Here is a 9,285-nt window from a genome sequence, read left to right on the forward strand (position 1 = left end):
GCCTCTGACGTGATTAATCCGTCGAACTCAGTCGTGCGGGGGCCTACCCTCGCCGCATGGCTCATGGAAAGACCTCGTACGTCTGTCTGCCCTGCCGGGTTTCGTACAAGCAGCCGTACCCCGGGTATCACGGCCACGAGCGGGTCTGTCCGCGCTGTGCTGGGCCGTTGGTGCATGTCGGGTCTGCCTTTGCGGCGCCCAAGAGGCGGGATGTCGCCGGGTGGCGGGTGCTTTCCGTGTTGTTGCATGCCGGCGTGCGCTTTCACAAGAGCTGTTGCGGTGGGCCCGGTTATCGGCCGCGCACGCTTGGGGAGGTGCGGGAGCGGATGGCGTACGCCCGGGTCACCGGGGAGCCGTTCGCTCGGGCGTTGGTGCGTCGCGAGCTGTCCTAGCCGCCCGGGGGGCCGGCGAGGGGCAGGGCTGACAGGAGGGCCTGGCGGCTGGCTCTTACGTGTTCGCGCATGACGCGTTCCGCGCTGTCCGCGTCCTTCTCCAGGATCAGTTGCAGGACCAGGTGGTGTTCGCGGTCGGACTGGAGGGGGCGGCCCGGGCGGCTGAGGGAGGTGTTGACCAGGCGGGCGTAGGCGAGCTGGTTCATCAGGACGCGGTAGTGGGCCTGGAGTTTGCTGTTGTCGGAGCCGGTCAGGAGGAGGTCGTGGAACTCCAGGACGAGTTCGGCGTAGCGCTCGCGGTCGTCGCGCCGTACCGCCTCGTCGGCCTCCCGCAGGTTGCGTTCGAGTTCGTCGATCTCCGGGACCCGGCCGCGCTGGGCGAGGAGACGGGCGGCCGCGCCCTCCAGGAGTTCCTTCATTTCGAAGAGCTCGGTGATCTCGCGGCGGGACGGGATCGTCACGAACGTCCCGACGCGTGGGCGGATCTCGACGAGGCCCTCGGTCTGGAGCTGCTTCAGGGCCTCGCGCACCGGTGTGCGGCTCACCCCGAACTCCTCCGCCAGGGCGGCCTCCGAGAGCGCGGCCCCGGGTTCGACGTCGCCCTTGATGATCCGCCGGCGCATCTCGGCGATCACCGTGGCCTGCATCGAGCCGTTCCTCGGTTCGCTCGTCCCGCGACTCACCCGCGTGTTCCTCCGTCCGCCCTGGCGCCCCGCCGCCTCCTGGATCATCCCAGAGACGTGAGCGCCCCGCCGTCGAAGAACTTCCCCGCGCTGTAGACCATGGGCGGCCGGTCGGTGACGGTCGCGTGGACGACCCGGCAGATGAAGATCGTGTGGGTGGTGGCGCGCAGGCGCTCGCGGATCCGCACCTCCATGCGCGCTCTGCTGCGGGCGATCAGCGGGCTGCCGTAGGGACCGCTCTCCCAGTCCAGGTCCGCGAACTTGTCGGCGGACTTGCTCGCGAACCGGCCCACGACATCGAGCTGGTCGGTGGAGAGGATGTTGATCGCCAGGTGCTCCGCCTGGAAGAGGCAGTCGTGGGTGGAGGAGGTGTGCTGGACGCACACCATCACCGTGGGCGGGTCGAGCGAGATGCTCGAGAACGCGTTGACGGCCAGTCCCCTCGGGGTCTCTCCGTCCATCGCGGTCACGACCGTGACCCCGGTGACGAACTGCCGGTTCACCTGCTTCATCACGTCGATGTCGGGGGTGGGGGCGAGCGCGGTCATCCATCTGCTCCTTCTGGGGTTCGTCGTCAGTCCTGGCCCACGCTGATGATCCCGAGCGCCGCGAGCAGCGCCCTGGGGTCCCACGTCACGTGCTCCTCCACGATCAGGTCCCCCTCCACGCGGGCGAACGTCGCGCCGCTGATGTCCACGCGCCGCTTCGTCGGCGGGACCCCGAGGAAGCCGTTCACATGCGTACCGCTGCTGTGCCAGCGGATCGCGGCCCGGTCGCCCTCGATCACGATGTCGTCGATGACGGTGGCCAGGTCCGGGAAGGCCGCGCGGGTGGAGACGATCGCCGCCTTGAAGGCGTCCAGGGTCTGCGGGTGCGGGTCCGTGCCGTGGCGCAGGTAGTCCGGGCTCAGCAGCGTGTCGAGGGCGTTCACGTCGCCCTGTCCCCACGCCTCGGACCAGACCGCCGCTATGCGTTCCCTGAGGGTGTCCATCATTTCGTCCCCTTCCACGACCGCTACTGGCATACAACAGGCAGTAAGGCATGCCGTCGTGGCGCCGTCAAGGGTTCGCAGTTCACAGGGCATACGGGATCATCTCGTGTCGTACGAGCCGAGCCCTTGACCCCTTCGCGCACGCATGCCTATCGTCCTGTGCCATGCAAGAGAGCGTGGAACACCCTGACGAGAGCATCGGTCTCCGCAAGCTCGTGCTCTACCGCGACGTCGTCCTGACCGAGGCCGGCGAGGCGCCCGCGCGACCCGCACACCGGGCCAGCGTCGCCGCCGTCATCCGCAATCCCTGGCTGGGTTCGGGTCCTTCGACCGATCTGACCGAGCAGCAGGAGCGGATCGCGCCGGTCCTGGCGAAGCTGCTGACCGACCGGCTCATCGCGTCCCTGGGCGGCGCCGAGGCGATCGAGTCGTTCGGCAAGGCGGCCATCGTCGGCACCGCGGGCGAGATCGAGCACGCCGGGGCGCTCATCCACACCCCGTACTTCGGCAACCTGGTGAGAGAGTTCCTCCAGGGCGAGTCCATCATCTGCTTCGCCGACACCCGGGCCGAGGCCGGGGAGTCCCTGGTCGTCCCCCTGTGGCACAAGACCCATGCCGCCACCCGCAGCCACTACCAGACCGTCGGCGCCCGGGTCCCCGACGGGCCGCGCGCGGACGAGATCGTCGTCATCGCGGCCGCCTCGACGGGACCGCGTCCGCACCCCCGGATCGGGGACCGGCTGACCGACCCCGTCGTCACCACCCACACCCTGGAGGTTGTTTCCCCATGAGCGTCCGCAGGATCGTGACCGTCGTCGAGGAGATCCACGCCGAGGGCGGCCGGGAGCTGGCCCGTCCGGCCCGGGTCGCCGTCGTCGCCGCGGTGATCGACAACCCCTGGGCCGGTCAGGGCTTCGTCGAGGACCTGGCCCCCGGCATCGAGGCGCACGCCTCCGACCTCGGCGCGCTGCTGGCCCCCGCGGTCCTGGACGCGCTCGGGGCGCCCGCCGAGGCGTACGGCAAGGCCGCGATCGTCGGCCTTGACGGCGAGATCGAGCACGGCTCGGCGCTGATCCACACCCTCAAGTTCGGCGACCACTTCCGCAAGGCGGCCAGTGCCACGACGCTGCTGCCCGCCGTCGAGAAGCGCGGTCCGGCCGGTGTCGTCTTCGACATACCGCTGAAGCACATCACCGACGCCACGATCCGCTCGCACCACCAGAGCTTCGAGGTCCGGATCAGCGACGCCCCGCACCCGCACGAGATCGTCGTCGCGCTCGCCGCCGCCGCGCAGGGACGCCCCCAGCAGCGCCTGGCCCCGCTCACGACCGAACAGTAGGTGCCCATGAGCAAGCCGACCGTGGTCCTCCTGCACGGTGTCGGACTCGACCGCACGATGTGGGAGCCGGCCGCCGCGCTCCTGGCCGACCGCTTCACGGTGATCGCCCCGGACCTGCCGGGCCACGGCGGCCGCCCGCCGGTGGACGAGCGGGTGATCCTCACCGACCTGGCCGACGGGGTGGCCGACGCGATCCCGGCGGGCTCCCATCTGGTCGGATTCTCCCTGGGCGCGCTGGTCGCCCAGCACCTGGCGCTGCACCGACCCGCGCTGGTGGCGACGCTGACCTCGGTCAGCTCGGTGTGCCGGCGTACCGCCGAGGAGCGGACATCCGTCCTCGAACGACTGCGCCTCGCGGAGGCCGACTTCGCGGCGAGTACGACGGCCAGCCTCAAGCGGTGGTACGACGGCACGGACGTCGACGCCGGCCAAGTGGCCCGCACCGAGGCCACGTTGCTCGCCAACGACCGCGCGTCCTTCCTCGGCTGCTACCGCGTGTTCGCCTCGGCGGACGCGGAACTGGGAGCGCACCTGGGGCGAATCGCCGTACCCGCACTGGCAATTACGGGTTCGGAGGACCCCGGGTCCACCCCCGCGATGACCCGCCGGCTCGCCGCCGCGCTGCCCGACTGCCGGGCGGTGGTCGTGCCCGGGGCGCGGCACATGCTGCCCGTCGAGCGCCCCCGGGCGCTGGTCGACTCCCTCACGACCTTCCTCGGAGAGTGTTCCCATGTCTGAGATCGGCACCTTGCGGCACTTCATCGGCGGGGAGCATGTGGAGCCCGCGTCCGGCGCGTACTTCGAGAGCACCAACCCGGCCACCCGCGAGGTGCTTTACCGGGCCGCGCGCGGTGACGCGACCGACATCGACCGGGCCGTCGCCGCCGCGCGGAGCGCCTTCGAGGATCCGCGCTGGCGCGACCTCAGCCAGACCCGCCGGGGTCATCTGCTGCGCAGGCTCGGTGAGTTGATCGCGGAGAACGCCGAAGAGCTGGCCAGGACGGAGACGTTGGACAACGGCAAGCTGCTGCGTGAGATGCGCGGGCAGCTGGCCACGCTGCCGGAGTACTACCACTACTACGCGGGCCTCGCCGACAAGATCCACGGCGACTTCATCCCGACCTCCGACCGCCAGGTGCTGAACTACACGGCCCGCGAACCGCTGGGCGTCGTAGGGGCGATCACGCCCTGGAACTCGCCGCTGACGCTGACCAGCAGCAAGCTGGCGCCGGCGCTGTGCGCGGGCAACACGGTCGTGATCAAGCCGTCGGAGTACACCTCGGCGACGATCGTCCGGCTCGCCGAACTGGCCCTGGAGGCAGGGTTTCCGCCGGGTGCGGTGAACGTCGTCACCGGGTTCGGGGCGGAGGCGGGGCAGGCGCTGGTGGACCACCGGGACCTGGCGAAGATCTCCTTCACCGGGTCCACCGCGACCGGGGCGCGGATCGCCGCGGCGACCGCGAGCCGGTTCATCGGGTCCACGCTCGAACTCGGCGGCAAGTCACCGAACATCGTCTTCGAGGACGCGAACCTCGCGAACGCGGCGATGGGTGTGGTGGCCGGCATCTTCGCCGCGGCCGGGCAGACCTGCATCGCGGGCAGCCGGGTCTTCGCCCATCGGTCGGTCTACGACGAACTCCTGGAGCGGGTCGCCGAGCGCGCGAAGACCATCCGCATCGGCGATCCCCTGGACGCGCGGACGGAGTTGGGGCCGCTGGCCTTCGCCGACCAGCGCGACAAGGTGGCGGGGTACGTGGATCTCGGGCGCGAGGAAGGTGCCCGCGTGCTCATCGGCGGACGTCCCACGGACGGCGGCGGGCTCGGCGGGTACTTCTACGAGCCGACGATCCTCGTGGACGTCGACAACGGCATGCGGGTCGTCCGGGAGGAGATCTTCGGGCCGGTGCTGGCCGTGATGCCGTTCGACTCCGAGGAGGAGGTCGTACGGCTGGCCAACGACACCGAGTACGGGCTCGCGGCCGGGGTCTGGACGACCAGCCTCTCGCGCGCGCACCGGATGGCGGCGCGGCTCGACGCCGGGACGGTCTGGGTCAACACCTACCGGGCCATGTCACCGATGTCCCCTCGGCAGGGCTTCAAGACCAGCGGGGTCGGGGTCGAGCACGGCACCGAGACGATCAAGGAGTACACGCGCCTGAAGAGCGTGTGGATCAACACCAGCGAGGAGCCGGTGGCCGACCCGTTCACGATGCGGAGCTGATCGGACATGCCACAGGTCGCCATCACCCTCACCGAAGGCCGCGCCCCGGAGCAGATCCGGGCCCTCACCCTCACCGAGATGGACGCCACCGCGTCAGGCAAGGAGCCGCAGTCATGAGGTTTTCGCTGTTCGTGCACATGGAGCGCTGGGACGAGGAGGTCGGGCACTGCGAACTCTTCGAGAATCTCACCGAGTTGACGCTGATGGCCGAGGCGGGCGGTTTCGGCACGGTGTGGATCGGCGAGCACCACTCGATGGAGTACACGATCTCGCCGAGCCCGATCCCGCTCCTGTCCTACCTGGCCGCGCGGACCTCGACGATCCGGCTCGGCGCGGGGACGATCGTCGCCCCGTTCTGGAACCCGATCCGCACGGCCGGTGAGTGCGCGCTGCTCGACGTGATCAGCAACGGCCGGATGGAGGTCGGACTCGCCCGCGGGGCCTACCAGTTCGAGTTCGACCGGCTCGCGGGCGGGCTCTCGGCCCGGGACGGTGGTAAGCACCTGCGTGAACTCGTGCCCGCCGTACGGGCGTTGTGGCAGGGCGACTACGCCCATGACGGCGAGATCTGGCAGTTCCCGACCTCGACCAGTGTGCCGAAGCCGGTGCAGCAGCCCACTCCGCCGATGTGGATCGCGGCCCGCGACCCCGACTCGCACGACTTCGCCGTCGCCCAGGGCTGCAACGTCATGGTGACCCCGCTGATGAAGGGCGACGAGGAAGTCGTCGACCTGAAGCGGAAGTTCGACACGGCGGTGGCCAACCACCCGGAGGTCGCGCGCCCCGAGCTGATGGTGCTGCGGCACACCCACGTCCACTCCCCCGACCAGCCCGAGGGATGGCGGCCGGCCGCGGAGGCGGTCAACCGGTTCTACCGGACCTTCGACGCGTGGTTCGGCAACAAGACCACGCCCGTGAACGGCTTCCTCGCCCCGAGCCCGGAGTCGAAGTTCGCCGACCGCCCCGAGTTCGCGCCGGAGGCACTGCACCGGACGGCGATGATCGGCACTCCGGCCGAGGTCATCGAACGGCTGCGCGCCTACGAGGAGTTGGGCGTCGACGAGTACAGCTTCTGGATCGACACGGGGTTGTCGCACGAGGAGAAGCGCAGGTCGCTGGAGCTGTTCGTCAAGGAGGTCGTGCCGGCGTTCCAGTAGGTTCCCGGCCGGGCGCGACAATCGGTTCATGGATCCGGAACCCCATCGCCGTCTGCTGGCCGACGTCCTCGCGGCGGGCGGGGGCTACCCGCTGGTGCTCGCCGGTGTGCATGCCGCGCGGGCGCTCGGGCTGGTGGAACGCCCCTGCCGGAGCGTGCGGGTGGCGACGGAGAACCCGGTGCGGATGGCGGCCGTCGTCACGAAGGTCTGGGGTGGCCTGGAGGAACGCGGGTGGCGGGTAAGGGTGTTGGAGACACATCCGCTGGCAGCGCGGCTGGCCGTCACCGGCGCCACGGGGAAGGTCTGCGAGGTCGGCATCGTCAAGGAGGTGCTGTGGCGGCCGCCGGTGCGGACCGGACTCGGCCTGGCGCTCGCCCCGGAGGACCTCCTCGGCACCCGTGTCAGGGACCTCGCCGAGCGCGGTCTCGCCCGCGACCTGATCGACGTACACGCCGCGTCCACGCACTGGAGCCGCCCCGATCTGGAGGAGTGGGGCCGCCGCCACAGCCGTGACGCCTTCGACCTGACCGACCTCCACGCCCGCCTGACCGCCTCGGCCTGGCTCGACGACGGGGCCTTCACCCCGTACGGCCTCGACGAGCCGGCCCTCACCGCCCTCCGCCACTGGGCACACGCCTGGGCGGACGACATCGCGGAACGCCTCATCGAGTCCCGGCCGCCGGAGGACTGACCCCTACGGCGGCGCGCCACGGGCGGCTACGCTGCCGAGGTGGCCGAGGAGACGAACGGCGAACCGGGCGGCGGGACGGCCAAGGGGATGGACGGCGAACCGGACGATGGGGCGGCCGACAAACCGAACAGCGAACCGGGTGGCGGGACGGCCGACGAACCGGACGGCGAGGCCATCGGTGAGGCGGCCGCGGCGGACGGCACCCCCGACACCCCGCCCCCGGCCTCGCCCTGGGACGCGGTGGCCGAGACGATCCTCCTGGAGCTGGTCGGGCTCGCCCTGGCCGGTGTCGTCGCCCTGATCGGGTGGCCCTTCGGATGGTTTCCCGACCCCGCCCTGATCACCTTCATGATGACCACGGTCGCGCTCGGCCACACCATCGAGGTGTACCGCACGGGCCCGCCCAGCCGCCTGGCCGCCCTCATCGCCTTCCTCGTCCTGGTCACGGTGGCCCTCCTGGTGACCGCCGCGGTGAACGCCTTCTTCCCCTCCCTGACCGACTCGGGCGTCGGCCTCCTGGTCGGCACGCTCGTCGGCTTCCCCGCCGGCGTGGCCACCCTGGCCCGGGTCAGTGCCCGGCCGCGGAGTAGGTGGCGAGGCCGCCGAGGACCAGGGCCAGGCTTGCCGCGATGATCAGGTGGGCGGTGGAGGACGTGCCGGTGGCCGCCAGCGAGGCGGCTCCGGCGACGATTCCGGTTCCGGTGCCGCTGAGGTAGTTCACGATCGTTTTCCTTTCGGCGACAGGGCGTCGCGTCGGTGTGGGATGAAGCGGGAAGCCGTCACTTCCAGGCGGAGAAGCCGGTGGCGTACGTCGATCAGGACGCCCTTCCAGCCGAGGTGCCGGGTGCGGAAGGCGGCGTAGACGATCCAGAACGCGACCAGGCACAGCCAGGCCGGGTCCATGACGAAGCCGCTGTGGGCGATGACTCCGGTCCAGGTGGCCAGCCAGGCCAGCGTGTAGAGGAAGCCGAGGAAGCCGAGCACCATGCTGGTGATGGAGAACCAGGTGTGCTTCGTCCAGCCGCGGCGGCGCAGGGTGTCGACGGTGAGGTCGGTGTAGGCGATGCAGTGCTGGTTCGCCGTGACCTTCCAGCCCGCCTCCTTCAGCGCGAGCGTCGTCTCGTAGTCCTCGACGAGGTTGGCGTGGTCCTCCCAGAACACCTCGCCGCGCCAGCGCAGGATGGCCAGCAGGGCCTCGGGCGGTAGAAGGAGCCGGCGCCGGACATGCTGTGGATGCCGAAGCGGTAGCGGCCGCGGGCGTAGCGGCCGTACTCCATGATCTGCATGCCGAGCAGGTAGCGCTGCCAGAGGTTCTTCCACAGGCCGGTGCGGCCGAGGCAGGTCGCGCTGAGGCCGCCGACGCGGCGGTCGGAGGCCATGACGTTGCGGGCCCGCTCCAGGAAGCTGGGGTGCAGGCTGGTGTCCGCGTCCATGACCAGCAGGTACTTCGCGGTGGCCGCGAGTCCGCCGGGGGCGCGGTTGAGCCAGTCGATGCCGTGGTTGAGGGCGCCGGCCTTCTTGTGCGGGTTGTGGGGCAGGTCGAAGACGACGGTCCGCGGGACACCGGGCCGAGCGGCGAATCCCCGTGCGAACTCCTCGGTGCGGTCGGTGGAGTTGTTGACCACGACGACGATCAGGTCGGGCGGTACGGTCTGCGCGGCCAGCGACTCCAGCGCGAGCAGGACCCCGGCCTCCTCGTTGCGGGTCCTGTGCTCCGACATGGCCGTGAGCGTGCGGCAGAACTGAGCGCCGAGTGATTCGGAAAGTCTACGAAACATTCGGTTAGCGATCTTTTGGATTTGGCGCGTTTT

The 9,285-nt window shown here is 70.5% G+C and carries 14 protein-coding genes; 8 read left to right on the forward strand and 6 right to left on the reverse strand.

Going from position 1 to position 9,285, the window contains the following annotated elements; all coding sequences use genetic code 11:
- Positions 1 to 56: 56 nt before the first annotated feature.
- Positions 57 to 392 (forward strand): deoxyxylulose-5-phosphate synthase, encoded by a 336-nt coding sequence (locus ABZ896_RS02460; RefSeq protein ID WP_360920631.1) that lies wholly within the window; start codon positions 57 to 59, stop codon positions 390 to 392.
- Here ABZ896_RS02460 and ABZ896_RS02465 read toward each other — a convergent pair.
- The 3 genes from ABZ896_RS02465 to ABZ896_RS02475 form a co-directional block, all read right to left on the reverse strand.
- Positions 389 to 1,039 (reverse strand): GntR family transcriptional regulator, encoded by a 651-nt coding sequence (locus tag ABZ896_RS02465; RefSeq protein ID WP_360920634.1) that lies wholly within the window; start codon positions 1,037 to 1,039, stop codon positions 389 to 391. The genes ABZ896_RS02460 and ABZ896_RS02465 overlap by 4 nt on opposite strands.
- A gap of 80 nt (positions 1,040 to 1,119) precedes the next feature.
- Positions 1,120 to 1,623 carry a flavin reductase family protein gene (locus tag ABZ896_RS02470; protein ID WP_360920637.1) on the reverse strand — a complete coding sequence of 168 codons (504 nt, stop codon included), beginning with the start codon at positions 1,621 to 1,623 and terminating at the stop codon, positions 1,120 to 1,122.
- Between the two features lie 26 nt (positions 1,624 to 1,649).
- Positions 1,650 to 2,069, reverse strand: a complete 420-nt coding sequence (locus tag ABZ896_RS02475) for an ester cyclase (protein WP_360920639.1) — start codon at positions 2,067 to 2,069, stop codon at positions 1,650 to 1,652.
- Between the two features lie 161 nt (positions 2,070 to 2,230).
- Between ABZ896_RS02475 and ABZ896_RS02480 the strand changes: the two genes are divergently transcribed.
- The 7 genes from ABZ896_RS02480 to ABZ896_RS02510 all read left to right on the forward strand — a co-directional run bounded on the left by ABZ896_RS02480 (position 2,231) and on the right by ABZ896_RS02510 (position 8,107).
- The gene (locus ABZ896_RS02480) at positions 2,231 to 2,857 is read left to right on the forward strand and encodes an amino acid synthesis family protein (protein WP_360920642.1); all 627 of its coding nucleotides are present in this window, start codon (positions 2,231 to 2,233) and stop codon (positions 2,855 to 2,857) included.
- Positions 2,854 to 3,405, forward strand: coding sequence for an amino acid synthesis family protein (locus ABZ896_RS02485; RefSeq protein WP_360920644.1), 552 nt, complete (start codon positions 2,854 to 2,856; stop codon positions 3,403 to 3,405). The genes ABZ896_RS02480 and ABZ896_RS02485 overlap by 4 nt, the downstream gene beginning before the upstream one ends.
- 6 nt (positions 3,406 to 3,411) lie before the next feature.
- Positions 3,412 to 4,143, forward strand: coding sequence for an alpha/beta hydrolase (locus ABZ896_RS02490; protein ID WP_360920647.1), 732 nt, complete (start codon positions 3,412 to 3,414; stop codon positions 4,141 to 4,143).
- A complete protein-coding gene (locus ABZ896_RS02495; RefSeq protein ID WP_360920650.1) occupies positions 4,136 to 5,626 on the forward strand; it encodes an aldehyde dehydrogenase in 1,491 nt (496 codons plus the stop codon). Before ABZ896_RS02490 ends, ABZ896_RS02495 begins: the two co-directional genes overlap by 8 nt.
- Before the next feature lie 113 nt (positions 5,627 to 5,739).
- Positions 5,740 to 6,783, forward strand: coding sequence for an LLM class flavin-dependent oxidoreductase (locus ABZ896_RS02500; RefSeq protein ID WP_360920653.1), 1,044 nt, complete (start codon positions 5,740 to 5,742; stop codon positions 6,781 to 6,783).
- A 28-nt stretch (positions 6,784 to 6,811) separates the two neighbouring features.
- Entirely contained in the window at positions 6,812 to 7,474 is a 663-nt protein-coding gene (locus tag ABZ896_RS02505) for a hypothetical protein (protein ID WP_360920656.1), read from the forward strand.
- A gap of 39 nt (positions 7,475 to 7,513) precedes the next feature.
- Positions 7,514 to 8,107 (forward strand): hypothetical protein, encoded by a 594-nt coding sequence (locus tag ABZ896_RS02510; RefSeq protein WP_360920658.1) that lies wholly within the window; start codon positions 7,514 to 7,516, stop codon positions 8,105 to 8,107.
- On the opposite strand, the gene ABZ896_RS02515 is transcribed toward ABZ896_RS02510, so the two are convergent.
- The 3 genes from ABZ896_RS02515 to ABZ896_RS02525 are packed head-to-tail and all read right to left on the reverse strand — an operon-like array spanning position 8,043 to position 9,195.
- Complete coding sequence (locus ABZ896_RS02515) at positions 8,043 to 8,195, reverse strand: hypothetical protein (protein WP_360920661.1); 153 nt, start codon at positions 8,193 to 8,195, stop codon at positions 8,043 to 8,045. The two genes, ABZ896_RS02510 and ABZ896_RS02515, sit on opposite strands and share 65 nt — an antisense overlap.
- On the reverse strand, positions 8,192 to 8,635 hold the full coding sequence (locus tag ABZ896_RS02520; RefSeq protein ID WP_360920664.1) for a hypothetical protein: 444 nt from the start codon (positions 8,633 to 8,635) through the stop codon (positions 8,192 to 8,194). The genes ABZ896_RS02515 and ABZ896_RS02520 overlap by 4 nt, the downstream gene beginning before the upstream one ends.
- On the reverse strand, positions 8,578 to 9,195 hold the full coding sequence (locus ABZ896_RS02525; protein WP_360920666.1) for a glycosyltransferase family 2 protein: 618 nt from the start codon (positions 9,193 to 9,195) through the stop codon (positions 8,578 to 8,580). The genes ABZ896_RS02520 and ABZ896_RS02525 overlap by 58 nt, the downstream gene beginning before the upstream one ends.
- Positions 9,196 to 9,285 lie beyond the last annotated feature (90 nt).

Origin of the sequence: Streptomyces sp. NPDC047072 (assembly GCF_040643855.1) — a bacterium.
Classification (GTDB): domain Bacteria; phylum Actinomycetota; class Actinomycetes; order Streptomycetales; family Streptomycetaceae; genus Streptomyces.

Bases quoted from the DNA above. Each gene is read 5' to 3' on its own strand.
- ABZ896_RS02460 (WP_360920631.1), top strand. From the start codon at position 57: ATGGCTCATGGAAAGACCTCGTACGTCTGTCTGCCCTGCCGGGTTTCG.
- ABZ896_RS02465 (WP_360920634.1), bottom strand. From the start codon at position 1,039: ATGCAGGCCACGGTGATCGCCGAGATGCGCCGGCGGATCATCAAGGGC.
- ABZ896_RS02470 (WP_360920637.1), bottom strand. From the start codon at position 1,623: ATGACCGCGCTCGCCCCCACCCCCGACATCGACGTGATGAAGCAGGTG.
- ABZ896_RS02475 (WP_360920639.1), bottom strand. From the start codon at position 2,069: ATGATGGACACCCTCAGGGAACGCATAGCGGCGGTCTGGTCCGAGGCG.
- ABZ896_RS02480 (WP_360920642.1), top strand. From the start codon at position 2,231: ATGCAAGAGAGCGTGGAACACCCTGACGAGAGCATCGGTCTCCGCAAG.
- ABZ896_RS02485 (WP_360920644.1), top strand. From the start codon at position 2,854: ATGAGCGTCCGCAGGATCGTGACCGTCGTCGAGGAGATCCACGCCGAG.
- ABZ896_RS02490 (WP_360920647.1), top strand. From the start codon at position 3,412: ATGAGCAAGCCGACCGTGGTCCTCCTGCACGGTGTCGGACTCGACCGC.
- ABZ896_RS02495 (WP_360920650.1), top strand. From the start codon at position 4,136: ATGTCTGAGATCGGCACCTTGCGGCACTTCATCGGCGGGGAGCATGTG.
- ABZ896_RS02500 (WP_360920653.1), top strand. From the start codon at position 5,740: ATGAGGTTTTCGCTGTTCGTGCACATGGAGCGCTGGGACGAGGAGGTC.
- ABZ896_RS02505 (WP_360920656.1), top strand. From the start codon at position 6,812: ATGGATCCGGAACCCCATCGCCGTCTGCTGGCCGACGTCCTCGCGGCG.
- ABZ896_RS02525 (WP_360920666.1), bottom strand. From the start codon at position 9,195: ATGTCGGAGCACAGGACCCGCAACGAGGAGGCCGGGGTCCTGCTCGCG.